Below are 24,206 nucleotides of genomic sequence, written 5' to 3' on the forward strand. Positions count from 1 at the left end.
CCTCACCGCTTTAAAGCGGTGAGGGACTGACCCCTTTTCCATTATCTCGTGTACCAGCCAAGGCCCATAGCCCCTTCACCCAAATGGGTGCCGATGACGGGTCCGAAATAGCTGATCGAATATTCGACGTGTGGATATTTCGCTTGGAGTTCCGCTTTCATGCTCTCTGCCTCATCAGGACGGTTGGCATGAATGATGACAGCGCGCATCGGTTTGCCTTTGTTTGCTTCTTCGTCAAACAGGTCATAGATGCGGTTGAGCGCTTTTTTGCGTGTGCGGATTTTTTCAAATGGCACGATGAGTTTGTCTACAAAGTGCAGGATAGGTTTGACTTGCAGCAGGCTTCCAATCAAAGCCTGTGCACCGCTCAAACGTCCTCCCCGCTGCAGGTGGGAAAGATCATCCACCATAAAATAGGCGCTGATTGACTGCTTCACTTCGTTTAAGCGTTCCATAATTTCCTCAGGCGTTTTGCCCAGAGCTGCCATTTCTGCCGCTTCAATCGCGTAAAAGCCCTGCACCATGCAGCTGACTTCTGAATCAAACGCAAAGACTTTAATGCTTTCCGCCATTTGTCCAGCAGTGACGGCTCCATTATAGGTTCCGCTGATGCCGCTTGATAAGTGGACGCTGATGACAGCGTCATATTCTTTTGAAAGCTCCTGAAACAGCTCGACAAATTTCCCGACGGGCGGCTGTGAAGTTGTCGGAAGCTCACCTTTGCTTTTGACTTCCTCGTAAAATTCGGCAGCCGTAATTTCGACTTCCTCCTGATACACTTCCCCGCCAAAAATAACGCTGAGCGGGATCATATGGATGTTCAGCCGCTCGCGGGTTTCTTTCGGTATATAAGCTGTACTGTCCGTAACAATTGCCGTTTTCATAAAATGTACCTTCCTTGTCATCGACTTCTCAACTTGTTCTTTCATTCTATAAGATAATGCTATAAATTTCATTACTTTTGTATGTAAATAATTGGTGAACAGCAAAAACCCCTGTTACCTATCATAACAGGGATTTGCTATATAGAAAAACTTCAAAACGAAAAAAACCCGCCGAAGCAGGTTCTATCGCACTTCCACCCAGCCGTTTTTGATGGCAACGACTACAGCTTGTGTACGGTCATTAACGTTCATTTTCTGAAGAATGTTGCTTACGTGGTTTTTAACGGTCTTTTCACTGATGAAAAGAGCTTCGCCAATGCCGCGGTTGCTTTTGCCGTCAGCAAGCATCTGCAGCACTTCACACTCGCGGCGCGTCAGGATATGTAATGGACGCCGAATTTCCGTTGCGATTGTGGCTGTGCCTCCGCCTGAACCGCTTGTCGCGAGGCGTCTGAATTCATTCACAAGGTTGTGAGTGACTTTAGGGTGCAGGTAAGAACCGCCGTCAGAAACAACTTTAACTGCTTCAATCAGTGTATCTGCATCCATTTCCTTCAGCAGGTAGCCTCGTGCTCCCGTTTTCAGCGCATGAGTGACATAGTTTTCGTCATCATGAATGGAAAGAATAATGACTTTCGTTTCAGGATTTGCTTCTACAAGCTGCTTTGTCGCTTCCACGCCGTTTACTTTCGGCATGTTGATGTCCATGATGACGACATCAGGCTTGCTGTCCTCAACGATTGAAAGAGCATCCTCTCCGTCATCGCCTTCTGATACAACTTCAAAGCTTGGTTCAAAATCCAGGATCCGCTTAACGCCTTCCCGGAATAATTGGTGATCGTCTATAATTGCAATTCTTGTCTTCATGCATACGCCTCCCATTTTTTTATTCTAGTCTAAAACAAGGTCATGCCGTCAATATGCCTTTTGTCTCCTTTTTCAGACGTTAAGAGGCACCTGTATCATAATGAATGTCCCAAGACCTATTTTCGAATCAATGGTCATTCTTCCGTTCAGGAGCTCCACCCGCTCCCTCATGCCGAGCAATCCGAATGACTTTTTCTGATTTTGAATGGTATCTCTCGTATCAAAGCCTTTTCCATTATCTTTGATCATGAGGACAATATTATTCTGGTTCACTTCGACTTTTACCTGTATTTCGCGGGCCTCAGCATGTTTGAGGGCATTTGTCACAGCCTCCTGGGCAAGGCGGAACAGCGCAACCTCAAACCGCGGCGGCAGCCGGTTCTCCTCAAATTCCCCAAGGCTCGAGAACAGGATTCGTGTTTTCCCGTTATACTCCTCAATCGTGTACAGATACTTCCTGAGCGTAGGAATCAGGCCAAGGTCATCCAGGGCCATTGGTCTCAGGTCATAGATGATGCGGCGCACCTCATAAAGGGCATTCCGGACATTCTGCCTCAAAGAGCGGATTTCCTTAAATCCTTCTTCAGAACCGCGCTCTCTGAAAATCCGTTCAATTAACTCAGAGCGCATCATCACATTTGCAAGCATCTGTGCAGGCCCGTCGTGAATCTCACGCGAAACGCGCTTGCGCTCTTCTTCCTGGGCTTCAATAATTCTGAGGCCGAAATCCTGCCTCTGCTGGGCATCTTCAATGAGCAGGCCAACCTGCCGCAGATCCTGATGCAGATAGTTCAGGACGACGGTAATCTGGCTGACAAGCACCTCAGCGCGTTCTATCGTCTCCTGAAGACCGAGCAGCCTTCGCTCAAGGTCATCACGGCGGTCTCTGAGCTGCTTTTCCTTCTGCTGCAGCATCGTCAGCTCTACCTGAAGCTTGTGGGCCTTCTCATACGCCTCCCGGATTTCCTCTTCACTGAACTGCTTGAAGTGCTTGCTGACCTCTGAAAGGCGCTTTCTGGCGAATCTCGCATGCACCTCGAGTTTGTCGCCCTGCTCAATGACATCATTCACCTGTATTTTGATTTGCTTTAACTCTTCGACGAGTGATTCATATTGATGGCGGGACTGTTCGCCGATCTTAAAAATCTCGCCTTTGCTGCCGTCCACCGTTTTTACCATTTTATCCAGAATCTGATCGAGCACTTTGCAGTCGAGCTTCTTGGAGTCCACTATATCTCCTCCGCTAATGGGTTAAAATAAACTTCACACAATATAATGATTGAAGTGAAAATTTTGTCGCTTTATAATAGAAGAATGGCTTTTGAAAATTTTTAAAAAATATGCTGCCTTCTGCAACCCTTTAAGGAGGTGTACAAGCATGCTTTCACACTATTATACCGTAAAAGGATACGGAGAGCATGAAATATCCATACAGAAATCCCGTTTTATTTGTTATCTTACCCGTGCTGAAACAGAAGAAGAGGCACAAGCCTTCATTCAGGAAATCAAAAAGAAGCACTGGGACGCAGCGCACAACTGTTCCGCCTATCTGATTGGGGAACAGGATCACATCCAAAAGGCAAACGATGACGGAGAACCAAGCGGGACAGCAGGAGTGCCCATCCTTGAAGTTCTAAAAAAAAGGCAGCTGAAAGATACAGTCGCAGTCGTGACGCGTTATTTCGGCGGCATCAAGCTCGGCGCAGGCGGTCTGATCCGCGCATACGGAAGCTCGGTATCAGAAGCATTAAATGAAATCGGCATTGTGGAGCGTAAGTTGACCCGTGTGATGCATACTAAGATTGATTATACATGGCTCGGAAAAGTGGAGAACGAACTGAGAAACTCCCGCTTTCAGCTCAAAGAGATCCACTACCTAGATACCGTTGAGGTTGAGACCTACACTGACGAGGGCCAGAAAGAAGCATTTACAGAATGGATGACTGAGCTGACAAACGGCCAGGGAGAAATTACAGAGGGCCTTGTCACTTATTTAGAGCAAGATCTTAATTGAAGGAGAAATACAACATGGAAAATGGAAGAAGATATCAGAAAAAGAAAAGAAAGAACTCGATTTTCCGCAGGATTCTAGGGTTATTGCTCCTTATAGCAATTATTTCGGGTGCATACTTCGGATACCTTTTTTACACAACCTACCAGGCAGCAAATGAATCATATACTGAACTTGAGCGCGGCAACAAGTCCAAACTGAGAGAACAGGAAGTTCAGCTGAGCAATGACCCGGTCTCCATTCTTTTTATTGGTGTAGAGGACTACTCAAGCGGCGGTCAAGGCGGAAGAACTGATTCTATTCTGGTCGGAACATTCAATCCAAAAACCCAGAACATGAAACTGCTGAGCATCCCTCGTGATACTCGAGTTGAAATACCTGGAACCGGAAGATCAAGCAAGATAAACTCAGCTTATGGAAAAGGCGGAATCGAGACAACAATCGATACGGTTGAAAACCTGCTGAATATCCCGATTGACTACTATGCAACCGTAAATTTCGAAGGATTTAAAGAAATTGTTGATGAAGTAGGAGGCGTTACAGTAGACGTTCCGTTTGATTTCTGGGAATATACCGATACAAAACCGCGCCAAAAGATATATTTTAAAGAGGGAAAGGCAAAGCTTGACGGTGAAGAAGCACTTGCCTACGCAAGAATGAGAAAACGGGATCCCCGTGGTGACTTTGGCAGAAACGACAGACAAAAACAGATTGTTATGTCCACCATTGACTCAATTTTAAAACCGAACAACTTATTAAAGATTGATGATGTTTCACGGCATATCGGACAAAATGTCGAAACCAACATACGGGTCAGTGAAGGTCTTGCTTTTGCAAACAAGTATAAAAACTTCAATTCCAAAGACATTGACCAGTTAACATTAGAAGGCTCTGATGCAACAATCGGAGGCGGTTACTATTTCATCCCGTCAGAAGAGAGCATCATCACCATCCAATCAGAACTGAAACAGCATCTTGAAGCAGACAAAACAACCCCCTGACTAAGTCAGGGGGCTGTTTTTTTATTTCTCTTTCATATAAAGATAGCCTGTGTCTTCTGTTGCGAATTGCACATATGCTGTAACGGGATAATCTTCCGGCAGCTGGATGTAGACCTTATTTCCTTCTTCCCTTAAGCTATAGGCAGATGAGAGCTCATCCTTCGTTATTTTCACATAGGCTTTTATCTGTTCAACTTTGTCTTCTTCATTGATTCCAAAAAACACTTTCATTTTTTTATAAAAATACCATTTGTAGTCTTCTTCCTCATCGATTAAGCCCGGTGAGCCATTGTTCATGATCAGATCTTCTTCACTCATCCCGATTGGTACAGGCGCTTCAGGGAACAGACTTGCCTTCGCATAGTCCATGAATTCATCTGAGAGAAGCTTCTCTTTGTTCTCTTCTAACCCCAGATCAAGGGCGACCGGCTTTGAGTTTTTGATGATATCTTCATTTTCAAGCTCGGCAAGAGACGGTTCAAGATCAAATGATGTCATAAAATCCATCGCTTCCGCTATCGGCAGCTCCGGGTCTGAAAGGACGATCTCCTTGATTTTATTGTCACTTCCGATATAGAAAAAGACATTTTGATCCCTGTGAACGAAGTACACTACAGCGCCTTGGTTAGTGGCAATTTCGAGAAAGTCAAAGTCTTCATATTTTCTAATAAGCTTGTTCTTCGTATCACCAACATGAATATTTTCCTTTGTTTTAAATCCCGGATCCTTCGAAGACATGAGTGTCATAATACGGCTTCGGTCAAACTGCAGTTCAAGCTTTTCATCACTGTACAGATACCTGCTGTCTTCAGCTTCATCCGGTTTGCCGAGTTTATCTGAAACAACCTTCCTTGACTCCCCGAGGCCTATTCCATAGTAAGAGAGTTCTTTCGCGAAGCTTTTGTACGCCTCCGGTTCAACTTCAAGTGTCTTTAGTTTAATGCACCCGGAAAGGATGAGTGAAGAAACGGCAATAAGACAGATACTTGTATATATTTTCTTCATCATTCATTTTCCTCCCTTACTGAATGCAAACGGTCATGTTCATACTTTCCAATCAATGAAAGCAGACCCACAATCAGCAGAATCCCCCAGAATCTAGGTGTGACAAAGTCAGCTCTGTAGAGTGAGGTGATGAGCATATGCACGTACAGCAGCAAAGCAATAAAGTAATAAATATTTTTCTTGTAGTGTTTGATTAACGAAACAAATACAAGGACTAAACCTGTGAATACGAGCAGGAATCCGATCACACCGTGCTCAAACATAATATCGATGTACATATTGTTAGAGGAGATGGCAACAGGCGCGATACTCGGCAGAATTTTGGTTTGTGCCAAAAATTCAAATGATCCGGGACCGTATCCAAACATTGCCGATATGAACGAATGATCAAACAGCCAAAAAAACGGCATGACATACATGTACATTCTTGAGTGATGCTCAAAGTCAAGGATAGTGGAAAAACGTCCGATGATCGGATTAAAGAAATCCATCATCAAGTCGTTGGCTACAACAAACGCAGCACCAAAAACAACTGCACCGGCGACGATGAGATACACAAGAATCTTTTTTGGAAATGACTTATGAAAAACGAGCAGGACTGCTAAAAAACCAATCAGAAAAACAATATTCACGTATGCTGACAGTGAAAATGAAAACAGCAGAAGAAATCCAGCTGGCAATAAAATCAGCGGAATATACGTATACCACTTTCTGAATAGAAGTAGACCAAGTATAAGAAAATCAATAAGAATCGGCCCAAGATAGCTTGGCTCATCAGCAAACGATGTAAGCCTGAAATCAAACAGTGTCGGCCCTTCTGAGCTGTGAACAAAACTTCTTGTGTTTATATCCAGAAAAGGAACGTTATACGTAAAATGAAAAAATTGCCATATACCCACCGCAATCAGCAGGAAAACAGCCGCCGGGTACATGTTAACGATATTCTTAAGGGCTTGAAGCGGAAGCCTGCGGGCCACAGCAAGGCCCAATACCACAAGTGCGATATAGGCACCGTAATAAATAAAGCGCGTATACAAAGATGACCTTAGATACTGATCATACTCTGTACTGAACAAGACTGTGCTTGTGTAAAACGCTGAGAGAGTCGAAAAGACAAGTGATACGACAAATAAAACCAAAAAGAAGTAAAAACTGTTTTTAACAAAGAGACCCCTGATAAAGTGCCGCCCTGTCATTTTTATGTACACTAGAGCAAGGCCAAGTACTGCGGCACTTGTAATCAATGCAGGAGTGGGAATCGGCAGTGCATTTATAAACAAACGGGAAATGGAAAACTGAACTTGAAAAAAGAACAAGAAAAACAAAATATAACTAAACCATATTGACGGTAATGATACCTCTCTGTCTTCAAGATGCATGTCGTAAAGCTCCTTTATTCTTTAATTCTCATATATATAGATGTCTTTTAACTTATAAGTGCCATGTTCTTTTTTCCAGATCGTCTGATACAATAGCTCTTTATCCAGGGAGAACCTGTACATCTCATTATCAAGTACTACATGAAACGACTCTGGATCTCCTTTAATCAACTTTTTGAATGATTGAAAATCGTCTTTGCTTACCTGGGCGTTTTTAGAAAGTCCCTTTTCAAAAACGCTCCACTCCATTCCCTCAATATTGCTGTGGTAATATTTATCAGCTTCGAGGAGGTTTCTGAATTTTAATGGTTCTTTGGAACATCCATTCAGGAGAACGGTTAGTAAGAGAATGGCAACAAGCCAGTGATATTTCTTAGACAATGCTTCTCTCCCCTTCATTTGGTTTAGATAAAATGTCACTTTGATTATTATGAATAATAATTCACTGCATATCAATCTTTTTTCAAATTCATCCTACGGTTACCCACTAATCTTCCCCTAATCAAGTATTACTATTTAAAACCTTTCATGAAGTCCTGCCAAGCTTTTTATCAATAAAGCTCCGGATGTTCAGTAAATTAAATGCATACGAGTAAATCAGGTGTACGACGGCAATCACAATGCCCATCTTGATAATCCCCGCTATACCCTTCTCGTAGAAGAACAGCCATATAATCAGACAGAAAGTAATGACTGACAGGGTATTCGCCATAAATCCTTTCCAGTCAAACTGATAACGGAGCATTTTCCTTCCCACGGCATACGTCACTATACAGGATGAACCATACGCGATAATGGTCGTATAAGCCGCACCGTATACGCCGTATTTGGGAACAAGGATGACGTTGCAGACGACACTGATTACTGCTGTACTCAGTGAGACGACGGATGTCAGACGCGTCTTCTTTTTAATTTGAAATGGCCGGATGAAAAAATACTCTTTAAATACCAAAAAGAAATTACCGATCATCAGCAGCATGAACAGGTCTTCGGTACCCGCATATTGAGAGCTCAACACTCCGTTAAACAGAGGATAAGCAGCAATGATAAGACCGAAAGATGCCGGCCACAGCATAAAGATAAGCATTCCATTTTCTTTTCTGAGCAAATCATTCATTTCACTGTAATTCTTTTCGTCATGCGCTCTGAAGATAAGCGGCAGCGAAGCAAGTCCAATCGTTGAAACTAGCGTCAAAAGAACCTGCTTTCCAAGGTTATAGCTCATGGAGAACACACCGACAGCTTCTTTTCCTTCATATATATTCAAAAAGAAAATGTTCGAGTAGGTAATGAAATACTCCAGTGATAACGTGATGGCAATTGGAATACCAAACTGATAAAGCTTCCCGAGCATTTCTTTATCCGTTTTTTTAAAGTCAGGTTTTGTCCACTCCGTTTTGATAATGAACATGGGAATAATCATCCCTGCTGTAAAGGAAATGAGAAGGCTGTATTCCTTAAAATCGAGAAGGGCAAGGATGATTCCCAGCAGCAGAAAGGTAACGGAACGGATATTCAGAGCCAGTAAGTATTTCTTAGGCTGAACGCTTGCTGAATACAACTCAAGATTCAGTTCATAAAAGGATTGAACAATCAGCAAGAGCCCCATGATGAGAATGATCAGCGGGTTTGATGCAAAAATCGCAAGCACGGCAAACACCAGAAAAGAAACAGCAAGTATCACACTGTAGACCGTAATGATATTGGTCTTAAGTTTATTTACTGCCGCTGTGTCTTCCCTGTCAATTTCCTGATAGAATCTGGTAAAGCTTACACGGAGCCAGTGATAAGCCGCAACATTTACAAGAGCTGTCGTGGCTATCACATAGTTGTAAATACCGTATTCTTCCTTAGTTAACAAATACGAAAAAATAAACAGTGAAGCAAGCATGGCAATTCCATGCACTGCCTTTGAAATAAAATAAATGAAACTGCTCTTGAACATGGCTTAACTCCAATCACCAATTAAGGTTTGCTTAGTTGAGTAACATGATTCTTTCCAATCCTTTAAAAAAAGCTGTGAGGGATTCCTCACAGCTTTTTTTACCTTGCGCCTTCTCCGGTTAGAACAACCTTGACCGTTTTCAGCATAATTTTAAAATCAAGAGCCAGGCTCATGTTTCTAATGTAGAAAAGATCAAGCTTTAATTTATCTTCAGGACTGATGTCGTATCCGCCGTTTACCTGGGCCCAGCCTGTGAGACCCGGCTTCACGATAGTGCGTTTATCAAATCCTGGAATCTCTTTAGAGAATTGTTCGACAAAGATTGGTCTCTCAGGTCTTGGTCCAAAGATTGTCATATCTCCCTTGAACACGTTAAAAAGCTGAGGCAGCTCATCAATTCTTGTTTTACGGATAAATTTACCTACTTTTGTCACGCGGTTATCATCTTTTGAAGCCCATTGAGGACCATTTTTCTCTGCATCCGTTGACATGGAACGGAGTTTATAGATGTTAAACGATTTGCCGTTTAAGCCGCTTCGTTCCTGCTTAAAGAAAGCAGGACCCTTTGATTCAAGCTTAATAAAAATCGATGTGATCAAAATAATGGGAATCGCAACAATCAAACTGACTGAAGATAAAAGAATATCGAGTACACGCTTAATCATCAAATACGCTTTTTTATCAGACAGGTCAATCTCTTCTATTTCTTCGTAGTAGTATTCTTTTTGCATATTGCGGTAGTAGTTCATTTCAGCTCGATCTATGGCCATGAAAAATTCACCTCTAAATTACAAGAATAAAAAAGATTTTTTTTATCTTCTTTTTTGAATACAAACTCTATTCTCTTACTTACATGTAGCCGTGTCAACAACTTTTTCTACTGGTGAAAATTAAGAATCCGGTTTCTAAGAGAGGCCGCTAACGTTATTTTCCCCTAAAGTTAGACGAAATAACTTGAAAAAAGTTTCATTTTTAAAGAATATTTGTTTTTATCGAGACTTTTTCACTGCATTTATTGCATACCCTGTAAACGAAACGGCCGATTTGAAAAGAGATAATTTTTCAATTTCCCGGTAAACTTTCCAGTTTTGCTTTGCAGCCTTCAGTTTGTTGCTCGAAATAGAGCCTGGAACTTTCCGGTAAAGAGCGAGCGTTTCATCTATTCCATAGGCTATATACCCTTTTTTCAGAATACTAAGCCACATGACGTAATCCTGTCGGGTGCGTATATTGACCATTTTCACTTTCCCCAGACTTTCCAGGTTGAGCATAACCGTTAAGCAGCCAATTATTGTGTTGCTGAGCAGTTTATTGTACGTCATTTCTTTCGGGGCATGTACAACTTGACCAAGCCGGTTTCCTTGATCGTCCATGATTTCATAGCTCGTAAAGCTGAAATCAATTTTCCGTTCTTCCATAAAAGAAACCTGCTTCATCAATTTCTCTGGAAGCCATGCATCATCGCTGTCAAGAAAGGCTGCATATTTCCCTGATGCATGTTCAATCGCCGTGTTTCTTGCAACGGCCGCTCCACCGTTCTCTTTTTGCTCTATCAGCTTTATTCTTGAATCGGCCGCTGCCAGTTCTTTAATCACGCTGCGGCTTTTATCGCTTGAACAATCATCTACAAGCAGCATTTCCCAATTGGTATATGTTTGATTCTGAACCGAACGGATCGTTTCAGTTATAAATTTCTCTGCATTATATACAGGTGTAATGACAGACACAAGAGGTGTGTTCATAGTTAAGGCTCCTTTTTAAACTCATTTAATACTATACAATAAAACAGTACGTATTTTAAGTGAATTTTTTGTAACAAAATTGCAGGGTTTTAATTATAATGTATCCGTCATGTAAAGATATACCCCATAAATAGAAGTCAAGGTGTTTTTTGGAACTTTATACAGCTGGGCAAGCAAAAAGACTTGCACGCGGACGCGGCAAGTCTTTACATTTTTTTATAAAATTGGTAAGTCTTCAGCAAACCTTCATGAAGTGAAATTTTAGGCTCCCAGCCCATGAGGTTTTTTGCCTTGCTGTTATCAAGGAAGCTCTTTTTGATATCGCCTTTGCGTTCCTCGCCGTAATGTACGACCAGTTCCGTTCCGGTAACTTCCTGGAAAATGGCAACGGTTTTGTTGAGATCAAGTTCGATATTAGTACTTATGTTCACTATTTCATTGTAGGATTTTTCTGTGGCAGCCACATTTGCCGTCACAAGATCTTCGACGTGGATAAAGTCTCGTGTCTGTTCACCATCACCGAAAATGGTGAAGTCCCTGCCTGAAACTGCACAATCAACAAGAATGGAGATCACTCCACCCTCCCCTTTTGGGTCCTGGTGTTTTCCGTATACGTTCGCATAACGCAGAATAGTATAAGGAATTCCGTATAACGTGCTGTATGACTGAATATAGTGCTCAGGTGTATGCTTTGAGATGCCGTATGTCGAAAGCGGCGCGACAGCATGATTCTCATCCACAGGCAAATATTCGGGTGTGCCGTAAACAGCAGCAGAAGAAGCGTACACCAAACGTACACCAGGAACCTGTCTGCAGGCCTCAAGTACATTTATTGTTCCAAGGATATTTATTTTCGCATCAAACACAGGCTCCTTTATCGACGTCTGAACATCGATCTGAGCTGCATGATGGTTAATAACATCCGGTTTCTCTTCCTCAACAATGCGAAGAAACTCTGCATCTGCAATATCAGCCTCATAAAAAGTGATGCCGTCAGGAAGGTACTTCTTTTTTCCTGTAGAGAGGTTATCAACAACAACAACCTTATGGTTTTGTTTCAAGTATTCTTCAACTAAGTTGGAGCCGATGAATCCGGCTCCCCCAGTTACTAATACTTTCATGATGTAACCCTCTTTCCGTTCACTGTTTTACGTCCAATAGAGGCATAGTAGAAGCCTTGATTTTCCATAAACCCAGGATCAAAAACGTTTCTTCCGTCAATCATGATTTTTTCGTTCAGCGCTTTTCCTGCTTTAGCCACATCAAGATTTTTGATTTCATCCCAGTCAGTCAAAAGCAAAATAGCATCGGCATTTTGAATAGCCTCTTCAACAGAATCAGCTGTTTTGAGATTATTGATGACTTTTTTCGCATTTTCTGCAGCTACAGGATCATAACCGACCGGATGGGCACCGTGTTTTTGAAGTTCTTCAATGATTTCAATGGACGGCGCATCGCGCATATCATCTGTATTCGGCTTGAATGCAAGGCCCAGGACGGCAATTTTTTTGTTTGCAATATTGTTATCATAAGCTTCAAGAAGTTTATCAACAATTTTAAACCGCTGCAGCTTATTGACGTATTCCACATCACGTACAATCTTAAAGTCATATCCGGCCTGCTTCGCAATGCTGACAAGGGCACTCGTATCTTTAGGAAAACAAGATCCGCCGTATCCAATTCCCGCATTCAAAAAGGCGGATCCAATCCGGTTATCATGCCCCATACCTTCTGCAACCTTTGTCACGTCTGCTCCAACAAGCTCGCAGATATTGGCAATTTCATTAATGAAGCTTATTTTTGTAGCGAGGAAGGCGTTGGCAGCGTATTTAATCATTTCAGCTGTTTCAACGTCTGCTGTAACAATTGTTGTATTAAAAGGAGCATGAAGCTCCTTCAATAGCGCTTCTGCCTTTGCAGACTCAACCCCTATAACTGCTCTTTCCATATTCATCGTGTCTTTAATCGCAGATCCTTCTCTTAAAAACTCCGGATTAGAGGCAATGTCAAAATTACTGTGACCCGCTGCTTTTTCAATAATGGCTTTAACACGCTTGCCTGTTCCAACCGGTACTGTGCTTTTTGTCACAATGACTTTGTAGTCTTTAAGGTTTTCCCCAATTTGTTCAGCCACTTTGTCCACAAACGCAAGATTTGCTTCACCATTTTCTTTAGGTGGGGTTCCAACTGCAATGTATACTGCATCAGCACCTTCCATGCCTTCGGCAAGGTCTGTTGAGAAATGCAGTCTTCCCTCATTTATATTTTTTTTCATCAGTTCATCGAGACCCGGCTCATAGATAGGAGATTCTCCCATTTTCATGCGTTCAATTTTCCGTTCATCAATATCAATGCAAGTAACGCTGTTGCCGATGTCACTGAAACACACTCCCGAAACAAGACCAACATAGCCAGTTCCAACCACACAAATCTTCATGCTAGTTCCCTCTTTTCATATGTAGTTATTTATGTTTTTGAGCGAGTGAATTAATTAATTGCTGAACCGGCTCCTTTAAATCATCCCTCATTAGAGCAAATTCAAGCGTTGCTTCTATAAAGCCAAATTTATTTCCTATATCATAACGGCGCCCTTCAAACATATAACCATGAATGTTCTGTATCTTCAAAAGTTCTTTTAGCGCATCCGTCAACTGAATTTCGTTCCCTGCACCTGGCTTTGTATTTTCTAGAATCTGCAGAACTTCAGGAGTCAATACGTATCGTCCCATAATCGCAAGATCTGATGGAGCATCCTCAACAGCAGGCTTTTCAACGAGATTTTTCACTTTAAATAAATCTCCTTTGCTTTCGCCCATATCAGGATCAATGACTCCGTAACTTGAAAGCTGGTGCTTTTCTACCTTCTGCACACCTATGACAGAAGACTGTGTTTTTTCAAACTGGTTAATCAGCTGCTTTAGACACGGCTCACCTTTTGGAACAACGATATCATCTCCAAGTAAAACCGCAAATGGATCATCCCCAATAAACTTTCGTGCACACCATATGGCATGGCCAAGGCCTTTCGGCTCTTTTTGTCGGATGTAATGAATGTCCACCATCTCCGAGATTCGCTGCACTTCATCCAGCTGATCATACTTCCCTTTGGACGCAAGCGTTTCCTCAAGCTCAAGCGCACGGTCAAAGTGATCTTCAATGGCACGTTTACCGCGCCCGGTCACAATCAGAATATCTTCAATCCCTGACTTGACAGCTTCTTCGATAATGTATTGTATCGTCGGACGGTCCACAATCGGGAGCATTTCTTTTGGCTGTGCTTTTGTAGCAGGCAAGAAACGGGTACCCAGTCCTGCAGCTGGTATAATGGCTTTTTTAACTTTCATTATGATTCCTCCAATGAAAATACTTTTATATACTTCGTATATTTTTTAAAAAAAGTGACCAGAAAAGAAAATTTTCCGGCTATACCGCTTTAAATCATTTTTCATTATAATGGGATATGACTGACACCAAAAAAACGTTCAAAGATACGCAATAAACAGACAATCTAAACTCAATAACATATCATACCACATTTAAAAAAGATAATGAATTAAATAGTAACCCGGTTTAGTCTCCTAACGTTATTATGCCAAGAAAGAGGCACTTTCATGAAGAATCAATTATTGGGACGAATCAGTCTGTCTAAAAGTGAGGAATATCCAAAATGCTCCGACATACATTAAATTACTTCTTTGCCAAAGGTCTCCCCGGGGTTGTAAACTTTTTGGCAATCGCCATCTACACACGGCTTTTGACTCCCGATGAATACGGTGAATATGCGTTGATTCTTGCATCTGTGAGCATGATGAGCTCGCTCGTTTTTCACTGGCTCAGAATGGGATTGCTCAGGTTCAACCCTAAACACGAGGGGGGAACAAAAGCGGTTTTCTTAAGTTCGATTGCAGCATCCTTTCTCTCATTGCTCGCTTTTTCTCTTCTGATTGGAACGGCCCTTTTTTTTGCCGTGCATGACTTTCGTCTTCTAGGGTTTATTTGGTTTCTCGGACTTGCCATGCTCGCTGTACAAAGTGTTTATGATTTGCTTTTAGAGCTCTTGCGGTCTGAATTGAACTCAAAAATGTATGGAATCATGACTGCAGTAAAGGTTGTGTCTTCACTTGTTATGTCCATTTTTCTTATATGGGCGGGTTTTGGAAGCACCGCCATTATTATGGGTATGATTTTCGGCATGGTGCTGCCAATCGTTTTTTTACTTCCCCGCTATATCGGGGATATCCGTCTCAATCTCGCAGACAGGACGTTAATAAGAGAGATTGTGATCTACTCCCTTCCCTTTGCTGCCACTCTTTCAATGGAGTATATCTTTTTAAGCTCAGACCGCTTTGTTATCGGCTATTTTCTCGGCGCGGCAAAGACAGGAATTTATGCCGTTTCGTATGATCTGGCAAAACAAATATTGATGATGATTATGATGATTATCAACCTTGCAGCATACCCTCTTGTCGTCAAAGCCTTTGAGCAGCGCGGCGTACATGCTGCCCAGGTTCAGATGAATAAAAATACTACTTTTCTGCTGCTTGTCTCCATTCCGGCTGCAGCTGGCATGATTATGCTAAGCAAACCGTTTACATCCATTTTTCTTGGAAGCGGATTTCAGCAGGAAACAGCTATAATCTTTGCTTTTGTGACATTCTCTGTTTTGCTGCAGGGATTTAAGATATATTATTTCGACCTTGCTTTTCAGCTGGGAGAGAACACAAAGCTTCAAATTTGGCCGGTGCTTATTTCAGCTGTGGTTAATATCGTTCTGAACATTCTCCTCGTACCGCAATATGGAATTCTTGGTGCAGCTTATTCGACGATCTTCTCCTACGGACTTGCCATGCTTTTAAGCCTTTTTATCGGGAGAAATCTTTTCCCGCTGACATTTCCGGCAAAAGAAGCGTTTAAAATTGTTCTATCTGCAGCAGTAATGTGCCTCTCCCTCCAGCCGCTTCTAAACATGGAAGGAACCATCTATTTTGCGGTTCAGGTTGCAATTGGCATTGTAAGTTACATATTGATGATACTGGCATGTAACGTCGCCCAATTAAGGACCGTTATAATCAGCAAGCTTATGAAATAGAAAAAGAGCGGGGACTTTTTGTCTCCGCTCTTTTTACTCATTTACAGCATTCAGCCCCGCTTTTTATAGCTGATCATTTCCCTGACTGAGGCGAAATAATAGGGAAATGGTTTTTCTAAGTATTTGTATTTTTTTATAAACAAGGCAGTAAGCATCAGAAACCCGACAGGCAGGTTGGATATGCGCCGGAAAAGAGGTCCTTTGCTTAAGAAAGATTTGTAATTCAGCCTGGAATCAGTACTTGGCTTCAGATGATAGACAATAACATTATTAACATATGACACGGAATGGCCCAGGCTGTGAAGATGAGAAAGAAAAATATTTTCTTCTCCGCTGACATACCTGGCTCCAAGGCCAAAGTCTTCATCAAAGAAAACATCTTCTTTCTTCACCCTGTCCAGTGAAATGAAAAATTCAATGGAGGAACGCTGAAACAGCTCCCTCAATGTCAGGGTGTCTTTTGGCTCTCTTGCATAATTTTTATAATAGACATTGGTGACCGGATCAAAGATTTGAAAACATACGCCCGCTTTATCAGGGTGATTTTGAAGAAAAGCTTCTGCATCTTTAAATGCGTAAGGCGGATACCAGCAGTCGTCATCAGAAAAGGTGACGATGCTCCCTGACACTGCTTTCATCCCTTCATTTCTTGAATAAGAAAGCCCTTTTCGGTTTAATCGTACATGTTTGGTTGGAAAAGTGTATGCACCAAGCAACTCTTCCACTTTTTCGTGATTGTCCTGTGAAACAACAATCGCTTCAAAGTTTTGGCTTTCTTGCACGGAAAGGCTTTGAAATAATCTGTTCAGCTCTTCAACTCTCGTGCCCAGTGTAGGAATAATGACACTAATCATGAAAATCTCGCCCTCACTCTTATAATGGTTTCATTGTTTTATAAACAAATTTATTTAAAAGATTTAATGTCTTGGGATGAAGGAATAATGCGGCTGCCCTCAGGTTCGGATAATACAAAAAGCTTTTGACGGAATATTTGAGGGATTCACCATAGCTTTTCCTGTGAACGGCTTTTGATAAATGCATATACCTTGAAGAACAAAAACGACGTTTCACATCCGGCCCAAGTACCGTTAGTTCTTTTTCATATTTTTCAAAAAGGTAGGAGACTGCCCGCTTATGATGATCACTGTTTCCGGATATCTGGTGATTTGGGTCATCTGCAATTGTATACCGTACATAACACCCCCGGTCATGCTCGATTACGGCATGTTTGCAGCACCTTATCCATAGGTCATAGTCTTGCATAGCAGGAAGGTTCACGTCAAATCCTCCCGTTTTCTCAAACAGCTCCTTTTTAATTGAGACAGAAGAAGTTGTCCCAATTAGATTGTCAAAGAAAATGTCAGGATATAATCTTCCCCTTTTTTGCGGAAGAATGACACGGGTGATTTTATTTCGATTCGTATCCTTAACAACAAGCTTCCCGGAATAAACCAGTCCTATGTCTGCAGATTGCTTAAATGTAATGAGCTGTTGTTCGATTTTTTCCGGTTCCCAGGTGTCATCGTCATCAAGAAACATAAGAATGTCCCCGCTGGATAAGGCGGCGCCAAGATTCCTTGCCGTACACGCCCCCTTGGCCGGCACCTGCTCTTTAAGATGAAGTGCATAGCTGTCCGGTTTGAAACGCTCTAACATCTGTATGGTCTTTCGATCCCCGCCATCATTAATTACAATGACCTCATGCGGTTTTATTGTCTGCCTATTTATGCTCGTTAATGCCTCAAAAAGAGCTTTAGCCCGTTTATGAGTGGGGATAATCACTGAAACTTTCATGACTTTTTTCACCTGACTCCCTTTTTAGCACCTTCTCGTAATGATCGACCGAGAAATCTTTGCTCATTGCTAGAAGATGATGCTCTAAGTGTTCTTTATCTATTTTCATAGGTTCAGATAGTTGTTGAAGCAGCGCTTCAGACAGTTTGTCTGCATCGCCTACCGGGAACAGCAGCCCGAAATCCCCATTTTTCAGAATTTCTCTTGGACCGCTCTCACAGTCTGATGATACAACTGCGGTACCCAGGTAAAGAGCTTCTGCAAGGACATTCCCAAAACCCTCCCATTTTGATGCAAGAACAAACACATCTGCATGTTTAATATAGGAATAAGGGTTTTCGCTAAATCCTATAAAATCAACCTCTGAATCTATTTGTAATTCTTTTGCTAGGTCTTTCAGTTCTTTTCTTATCGATTCTTTACCGTCTCCTGCAATAATAAGTTTTGCAGGTGTATGCTTTAAAACAGCTGCAAAGCCTTTAAGCAGGGTGGGGTAATCTTTCGCCTCAAACAACCTGCCGACTGCAAGCACAACCGGCACTTTCCTGTCTGCCAGCCAAGGATGATTCAAGTTTACTTCGGCCTTCTTTTTAATAGAAGGATCTAAAACCGGGTTATAAATAACCTCGATTTTCGTTTCCGGGATTCCCAGGAACTGAGCCGAAGCGGCAGCTGTTCCTTTTGAAACAGCAACAATTTTATTTGCCCGTCTGAAAGCGGCTTTCAATAAAAACGGATTGATTTTTTGTACAAATTTTCTAGTCTTTTTATACGATCTCATCAAGTTTGTATGCAATGTGGGAATGTGGCGTGTTTTAGAGAATGAGAAGGTCATCGCAAGTGAAGAAATAATATTTGCATTATCCAAGGCTGATATCAGGAATTCCGGCTTTTGCCTGCGCAAATAGCGGATTAAAGGCACGAGGCTGAAAAACGTCTTCTTGCTTTTCAGGTCAATAACATTTACGTCACTGGAAACTTCCTGAAGAAGTTCGCCTTTTTTTTGAACAAGAATAAGGTCAATGCTGTGTCCGCGCTGTGCAAGGCCGTTTGCCAGGGTAATCATGACTTTCTCCGCCCCGCCAAACCCCAATACCGGGATAAAAAGAGCAATTTTCAACTGATTCATCCTTTAGTTAATCTTATTAAAAACTTCTTCTACTATTTTACACGGTTTTATGGAAAAAAGAAAAGGCTGTCCGCAAAGACAGCCTAATCCATTTATTCTCAGTCCAGAAAGGAACGCTGAAGTTCATTTCGAACCCCGTCTGAAATAGCATTTTTCCCGCCTAAATAATGAATATGGGGAACAAACGTCATATGTTCATTGATATAGTTTGTCACACTTTCCGGAACTGCGTCCTGTTCTACCAAGATGATTGGAGCGTGATAATTAGAAGCAAGGACTGAGCCAGGGAGCGCATCAATAAATTGCTTCCCTTGTGCAAAAAACACATTGCGGGTATCAAGGTTATATTTCTTAACGATGTTGATGCTCGTTTCGTAACGGTCGCTGCCTGAAACACGGTCAACATTTGCTGAGCCTACTAAAGCTTTGAGGTCACCTTCAACCTTGGCCGAAACAGCGTCTTCTCCGCCTACAATGGTTATTTTTTTCACCCCGCTCTTTTCAATAAACTGAGCAGTTGGCTGTGGAACAGCATCTTTCTTAGTGTACAGAATAGGCATGTTTTCAAAGGCAGCGTAGGATGCGATGGAGAGTGCATCCGGAGAATTGCTTTGATCAGAAGTAATGAAAACAGAACCGGAATGACCTGTCTGAGCTGCAACAGCAGCAGACGTTTCGTAACGGTCATTTCCACTGATGCGGTACACGTAGCCGGCAAAAGGTTTCAGCTCATTTTCAACAGTCTGGTTAATGGCTGAAGTTCCGCCCAGAATAACAATTGTTGAAGGATTCAGCTTTTGCAGCGTCTGCTTGACAGAATCTGATAACTTGTCAGGCTTGCTCAACATAAGGGGAGCGTTGTATTTTTTTGCAAGAACGCTTCCTGTCAGCGCATCCACCGGATTATCTCCTCTTCCGATAAAAACGGTGTTCACAGATGTCCAGCCATACTCAGCAATCGCTGCACTTGTAGCATACCGGTCATCTCCCTCGATTTCTTTCATTGCCTGAGTGATGTAGGTATCAAATGTCGTTCCGGGATAGTAGAAGTTCAGTATATCTCTATAGCCTTTACCCTGATCTGCCATGGCCTTGGCCCCGTACTGGCTCATTCCGACCCCGTGACCGTATCCGCGTCCTGAAATGGTATACAATCCGTTTTGAAGAGAAAGGGCATCAACCAGGTGGCTTTTGAAATCATTTAGACCAAACATAGAACGCAAAGTTGAAATGGGTACATTTGACCCCTCTTTTACAACGGTTTCAAGCTTGCCGTCTTTCATTTGGTACGTGCCGTTTCCATTTTTCACAAAAAATTCAATTCGGTAACTGCCTGATTTGCGGCGGTCTCCGCTTGTTTTGTCATTAGAGACTGCGAGTTTCGTAATTTTGACGATTTTAAGTTCTTTCCCTTTTAAACTGGCATCTGTACCGAGCCACTTCTTGATGTTCCCTGCATATTTCGTGTCTTTTTCTAATTGGGAACCCCACCATGCTTCCGGTTTCGTTAAGTCAAGCTTGAGGGTATCCAGCTGATTTTCATTCAGTTTTATCGTCCATAGATTTTGAGGATCATATGGATCTTGTTTAGCCGGGAGGTAAGGCAGCGGAGTGCCGCTTGTCCATACATTTGCATTGTTTTCTGTTTTGCCTCCGTTGCTTGAGCTGTACTGGGCTTCTATTAGATTACCATTCACCTTGAGGACCTGGCCTTTTGTAAGGTTTACAGCAGCATTGGAATTTGCACTTGCCCTGCTCGTATATCCATCATATCTTTGTACACTCACGGTGTCGTCGATGTTTTTACTTTTGAGCGCTTTTGTCCTTGCAGCAACTGATTGTGCCTTTAGGGCTTCAACCGCCCAGCTGCTGGGCATTTCACCGGGTACAACACCTTTTAAATAATCTTCTATCGGAAGGCTGTTGACAGGGCGTATATACTGACTGCTTTCTAGAGTGAATTTCATCGTTCCCAGGTAAGGGCGTCCGTCTATTGAAATGAGGTTTTCTGTCCCGTATTTAACCGGCTTGAAGACAGGATCAGATGAAAAAGTTACTGCTTTTTGACTGCCGATATACAAAACAAGTTTGCCATTCTCACTCTTTATTTCGTACGGTTCACCCGTTTTTAAACGAAACGTATTTTCGTTCTCAAGATAATACTCTCCAGAGACACTTACAGACAGTTCCTTTGAATTACCTGTATAATGCTTCAGCTTTACAGATACTTCCGCAGGATTTTCAGCTGCTGCAAGGATATTTTCATCAGCAAAAAGAAAAAGCAATGTTAATGCGACAATCGACATAAAAACCTTATTCAACTGTTCGATTCCTCCACCATAAATAGATTAAGAGTGACTAATTATGATAGTTTATTCAACAGAAGATAAACTTGACTCACCCTTATATCCATTTTCACCTGTAAGCTCAAAATCTTCTTTTACCATTCCGAGACCAGGGGCATAGTAGCGCGTAAAGATCGTTTTCTCCCCAGCAGCTTCTTCAGATGTCTTTTGGATCACCAGTACGTTTTTTTGCTTCCCGTATGGTGTGTCAGCTTCACCGGATTCGTTGATCATTTCCCATACCGATCCCTCACCTGCCAGTCTTTCATTTTGGTTTGGCTGGAAGGAAGGCAGGATGCTGGTAAAATGATCCTGGAGGTCCCGGTCTTCGAAGACTAGCGTAATTTCAGTACCGGTCCATTTAAAGATTTGCGTGGTGACAGAGTCCCCTAGTGTCAATGCGATCTGAACATACTCACTGTCTGCTGCAATGACCTGTTCTGTAAGGAGAACCACGTCACCTTCTTTAAACTCTTTCTTCAGTCCTGCTTCAGGGCGGTATTTCAGGTATGGTCCGTCATCTGCTGTATCACTCTTACCTTTCTTATCGTCCTTTTCCGGCGTTTCTTTAGGAGAGGAAACAACTTCTTCATTTTTTTGTTCGTCAGCCTTTTCTTCCGTATTTTGATTTACCGTCTCTTTTTGGCTTTCTTCTTGGCTTTCCTCTTTTACTTCCATTTCCTGTTTTGTTGCTTCTTTCTGATCTGTATTCTTGACCTCTTCTGTTTTTTCACTTGAACATCCTGAGAGAATCAGTAATGAGAAAAACAATAGATTCATCCATCTTTTCAACGGTTATCACCTTTTCTATAAATTATTTAAAAGAAGAGAAAGACCCCGGGCAGCCAATCGTCCAGGGTCTTAATTATTACCTTACTCGATTTGCTGTTTCACCTGCAATTTCAGATGAGACAGCTCCGCCAATTTGGGTAATTTCATCAATATGATGCTTTCCGCCGTATGACATGATGAATCCTTCAATGGACCTGTTCATCTCTTCTCCCGTAAGGATCAGCGGCGCTTTAGTGATTGTAGCTAAAGGAGCTGCAGCTAATGCATCAGGGAAATTCTTTCCGGTTGAGAGCATGATAGAATCCGAGTTCAGATATGGATCGAAATGCCACAGGACTTTAGCGAGCGTTTCATAGCGGTCGCTTCCTCCCAGACGAATCATGCTTTTCGGTCCGATGTTTTTAACCTGATAATCAATGTTGGAAGTAAGAACTGCATTTCCTCCCAGGATGATGGCATGTTTATCTTTCAGCTTGACACGTGCATCATAGTAGATACTGTTTGTATCAGAAAGCATGATTGCCCAGCTGCCGCTTGCTGCCAATGGTGCAGCACCAAGAGCATCCGGATAATTGCGTCCTGAAGCCACAAAATAACCGGTTACATTGCCCAGCCTGTTTAAGATCAGACGGTTTGTATGGTAACGGTCTTCTCCGCTGATTCGGTCTGTCGCAATTTTCATCGATTTAAGCTCTGTTTCAATGCCCCTTGAAACAGCAGCTTCACCGCCGACGATAACCGCTTTGCTTGCTTTCAGGCGGATAATCTCATTTTTGACAGAAGCATCCAGTGCATTTCCTTTTACAAGAATCATAGGTGCTTTATCATAGATTCTTGAGAGCGGCCCTGCAGAAAGAGCATCAGCATACTGGCTTCCAGTAGCAATAATGACCGTTTTTTCTGCTTTAGAATTACTGAAACCTTGTGGGTACATCTTCTTTGAAACATTAATGGCTGTTTCATAACGGGTTGCCCCAACCATTTTCTGTAGATCCAGGCTGCGGGTTACTTTTTCCCCTGAAATATTGGAATGAACAATTTCACCCGACTTATTATTTACCACTTTAGCATTTGGAGAATACTTCTGCGCTTCAGATCTGGCATATTCAAAATCGTAATAAGAGCCTTTTTTCACGCCGCTGACATACAGGTTATACTTAGCAGGCAGGTAGTTTGACCAAACCGTATATCCGGTTTTTTGAGATACAACTCTTGTACCGGATTTTTTTCCGGCGAAGGCCTGGGCATCAGTCTGACTGTAGAATTCACCAATAGCTCCGTTCTTGTCATACACGGTGTATTCTGCATTTTTAGCGTAAATATCTTTTTGTGCATTTTTGTCAAAAACCCGCACGTAGCTGGATTGCTTATACGCAAAATCCAAAGCTTTTTCTTTTGATTTTTCAGTCAGAAGTTTGTTGTTTTTAGCGTCATAAACTTCATATACTTTAAAATAATTGGTTACAGCCTGTACAATTCCCTGTGCTGCTTTGTTTTGAAAATCACTCGTTTTAATACGGGCTTCTTCTTCACGGTTTGTCATAAAGCCCATTTCCACCAGTAAAGCCGGCATTTGAGCGTTTCTGATCACATAAAAGCTTTGCGTGTCTGCAATACCACGGTCAACCGACCCAAGTTTTGACAAAACTGTCGGATGAACTTCGGCCGCAAGACGCCGATTATCCTGCAAATATTTAATTTGCATAGGATCATGGGGATACTCTGGCTTGGCATGATCGACCCCGTTATAAAAATAAGTTTCATAGCCTTTAACATATGTATTCGTTGGATGTGCATTATGATGAATGGAAATAAAGACACTGTTATCGTTATTGCCTTTGGCGAATCCGTTGGCGATTTTCATCCGGTTCTCAAAATCCCCGCCCTCACCGCTTAAAAAAGATGCAAACGCTTTGTCTGTATCCCTTGTCAAATAAACGTTTATGTCACTCGCCTTCAGTAAATCTCTGACTTTCTGTGAAACGATTAAGTTCGCACTCTTTTCACAAAAACCCGTTTGATTACCTGTTAAACCACATGTTCCGCTGAACTTCCCGCCATGTCCGGGATCAATGACAAGAACCTTCTCTGCAAATCCTGAAGCCGGGGCGAAGAATAATAGAACAGCAAAAAGCACGCCTGCTGCCCATGATACTCTTTTCTTCATTTTTCACTCTCCTTCATTTCTACAATTTTCTACAAATACTTTCCTATTATAGCATT

General features: G+C 42.1%; 21 protein-coding genes. 3 read left to right on the forward strand and 18 right to left on the reverse strand.

Features of this window, described 5'->3' with window-relative positions; genetic code table 11:
* Positions 1 to 41: 41 nt before the first annotated feature.
* From AZ46_RS16825 to AZ46_RS16835, 3 genes are all read right to left on the reverse strand, one after another.
* The gene (locus tag AZ46_RS16825) at positions 42 to 884 is read right to left on the reverse strand and encodes a DegV family protein (RefSeq protein ID WP_029284753.1); all 843 of its coding nucleotides are present in this window, start codon (positions 882 to 884) and stop codon (positions 42 to 44) included.
* A 183-nt stretch (positions 885 to 1,067) separates the two neighbouring features.
* Complete coding sequence (locus tag AZ46_RS16830) at positions 1,068 to 1,751, reverse strand: response regulator (RefSeq protein ID WP_029284755.1); 684 nt, start codon at positions 1,749 to 1,751, stop codon at positions 1,068 to 1,070.
* 72 nt (positions 1,752 to 1,823) lie between these two features.
* A complete protein-coding gene (locus AZ46_RS16835) occupies positions 1,824 to 2,981 on the reverse strand; it encodes a sensor histidine kinase (protein ID WP_029284757.1) in 1,158 nt (385 codons plus the stop codon).
* A 148-nt stretch (positions 2,982 to 3,129) separates the two neighbouring features.
* On the opposite strand from AZ46_RS16835, the gene AZ46_RS16840 reads away from it, so the two are divergent.
* Both AZ46_RS16840 and AZ46_RS16845 read left to right on the forward strand, forming a co-directional pair.
* Positions 3,130 to 3,765 carry a YigZ family protein gene (locus tag AZ46_RS16840; protein WP_029284759.1) on the forward strand — a complete coding sequence of 212 codons (636 nt, stop codon included), beginning with the start codon at positions 3,130 to 3,132 and terminating at the stop codon, positions 3,763 to 3,765.
* A gap of 14 nt (positions 3,766 to 3,779) precedes the next feature.
* A complete protein-coding gene (locus AZ46_RS16845; protein WP_029284761.1) occupies positions 3,780 to 4,763 on the forward strand; it encodes an LCP family protein in 984 nt (327 codons plus the stop codon).
* A gap of 21 nt (positions 4,764 to 4,784) precedes the next feature.
* On the opposite strand, the gene AZ46_RS16850 is transcribed toward AZ46_RS16845, so the two are convergent.
* From AZ46_RS16850 to galU, 9 genes are all read right to left on the reverse strand, one after another.
* Entirely contained in the window at positions 4,785 to 5,771 is a 987-nt protein-coding gene (locus tag AZ46_RS16850; protein WP_029284763.1) for a hypothetical protein, read from the reverse strand.
* Positions 5,768 to 7,147: an O-antigen ligase family protein gene (locus AZ46_RS16855; protein ID WP_029284765.1), complete on the reverse strand. Its 1,380-nt coding sequence runs from the start codon at positions 7,145 to 7,147 to the stop codon at positions 5,768 to 5,770. The genes AZ46_RS16850 and AZ46_RS16855 overlap by 4 nt, the downstream gene beginning before the upstream one ends.
* A 21-nt stretch (positions 7,148 to 7,168) precedes the next feature.
* Positions 7,169 to 7,528, reverse strand: a complete 360-nt coding sequence (locus tag AZ46_RS16860; RefSeq protein ID WP_029284767.1) for a hypothetical protein — start codon at positions 7,526 to 7,528, stop codon at positions 7,169 to 7,171.
* 145 nt (positions 7,529 to 7,673) lie between these two features.
* On the reverse strand, positions 7,674 to 9,092 hold the full coding sequence (locus tag AZ46_RS16865; protein WP_029284769.1) for a lipopolysaccharide biosynthesis protein: 1,419 nt from the start codon (positions 9,090 to 9,092) through the stop codon (positions 7,674 to 7,676).
* A gap of 98 nt (positions 9,093 to 9,190) precedes the next feature.
* Positions 9,191 to 9,862 carry a sugar transferase gene (locus AZ46_RS16870; protein ID WP_081870221.1) on the reverse strand — a complete coding sequence of 224 codons (672 nt, stop codon included), beginning with the start codon at positions 9,860 to 9,862 and terminating at the stop codon, positions 9,191 to 9,193.
* Positions 9,863 to 10,081: 219 nt separating this feature from the next.
* Positions 10,082 to 10,834, reverse strand: coding sequence for a glycosyltransferase family 2 protein (locus AZ46_RS16875; RefSeq protein ID WP_029284773.1), 753 nt, complete (start codon positions 10,832 to 10,834; stop codon positions 10,082 to 10,084).
* A 206-nt stretch (positions 10,835 to 11,040) separates the two neighbouring features.
* The gene (locus AZ46_RS16880; RefSeq protein ID WP_029284775.1) at positions 11,041 to 11,955 is read right to left on the reverse strand and encodes an NAD-dependent epimerase/dehydratase family protein; all 915 of its coding nucleotides are present in this window, start codon (positions 11,953 to 11,955) and stop codon (positions 11,041 to 11,043) included.
* A complete protein-coding gene (locus AZ46_RS16885) occupies positions 11,952 to 13,271 on the reverse strand; it encodes a UDP-glucose dehydrogenase family protein (RefSeq protein WP_029284777.1) in 1,320 nt (439 codons plus the stop codon). The genes AZ46_RS16880 and AZ46_RS16885 overlap by 4 nt, the downstream gene beginning before the upstream one ends.
* A gap of 25 nt (positions 13,272 to 13,296) precedes the next feature.
* Entirely contained in the window at positions 13,297 to 14,178 is an 882-nt protein-coding gene (gene galU / locus AZ46_RS16890) for a UTP--glucose-1-phosphate uridylyltransferase GalU (RefSeq protein ID WP_029284779.1), read from the reverse strand.
* A gap of 323 nt (positions 14,179 to 14,501) precedes the next feature.
* On the opposite strand from galU, the gene AZ46_RS16895 reads away from it, so the two are divergent.
* Positions 14,502 to 15,923 carry an oligosaccharide flippase family protein gene (locus AZ46_RS16895; RefSeq protein ID WP_029284782.1) on the forward strand — a complete coding sequence of 474 codons (1,422 nt, stop codon included), beginning with the start codon at positions 14,502 to 14,504 and terminating at the stop codon, positions 15,921 to 15,923.
* 50 nt (positions 15,924 to 15,973) lie between these two features.
* Here the strand turns inward: AZ46_RS16895 and AZ46_RS16900 are convergent, their stop codons facing one another.
* The 6 genes from AZ46_RS16900 to AZ46_RS16925 all read right to left on the reverse strand — a co-directional run bounded on the left by AZ46_RS16900 (position 15,974) and on the right by AZ46_RS16925 (position 24,150).
* Positions 15,974 to 16,777, reverse strand: coding sequence for a glycosyltransferase family 2 protein (locus AZ46_RS16900; RefSeq protein WP_029284784.1), 804 nt, complete (start codon positions 16,775 to 16,777; stop codon positions 15,974 to 15,976).
* 19 nt (positions 16,778 to 16,796) lie between these two features.
* On the reverse strand, positions 16,797 to 17,717 hold the full coding sequence (locus tag AZ46_RS16905) for a glycosyltransferase family 2 protein (RefSeq protein WP_051865625.1): 921 nt from the start codon (positions 17,715 to 17,717) through the stop codon (positions 16,797 to 16,799).
* Complete coding sequence (locus AZ46_RS16910; RefSeq protein ID WP_051865628.1) at positions 17,686 to 18,837, reverse strand: glycosyltransferase; 1,152 nt, start codon at positions 18,835 to 18,837, stop codon at positions 17,686 to 17,688. Before AZ46_RS16910 ends, AZ46_RS16905 begins: the two co-directional genes overlap by 32 nt.
* A gap of 107 nt (positions 18,838 to 18,944) precedes the next feature.
* The gene (locus AZ46_RS21060) at positions 18,945 to 21,167 is read right to left on the reverse strand and encodes a SpoIID/LytB domain-containing protein (protein ID WP_051865632.1); all 2,223 of its coding nucleotides are present in this window, start codon (positions 21,165 to 21,167) and stop codon (positions 18,945 to 18,947) included.
* Positions 21,168 to 21,218: 51 nt separating this feature from the next.
* Positions 21,219 to 21,983: a hypothetical protein gene (locus AZ46_RS16920; RefSeq protein WP_029284792.1), complete on the reverse strand. Its 765-nt coding sequence runs from the start codon at positions 21,981 to 21,983 to the stop codon at positions 21,219 to 21,221.
* A gap of 76 nt (positions 21,984 to 22,059) precedes the next feature.
* Entirely contained in the window at positions 22,060 to 24,150 is a 2,091-nt protein-coding gene (locus tag AZ46_RS16925) for a cell wall-binding repeat-containing protein (protein WP_029284793.1), read from the reverse strand.
* Between the last annotated feature and the right edge of the window lie 56 nt (positions 24,151 to 24,206).

Origin of the sequence: Metabacillus indicus LMG 22858, from assembly GCF_000708755.2 — a bacterium.
In the GTDB taxonomy this organism is placed as follows: Bacteria; Bacillota; Bacilli; order Bacillales; family Bacillaceae; genus Bacillus_P; species Bacillus_P indicus.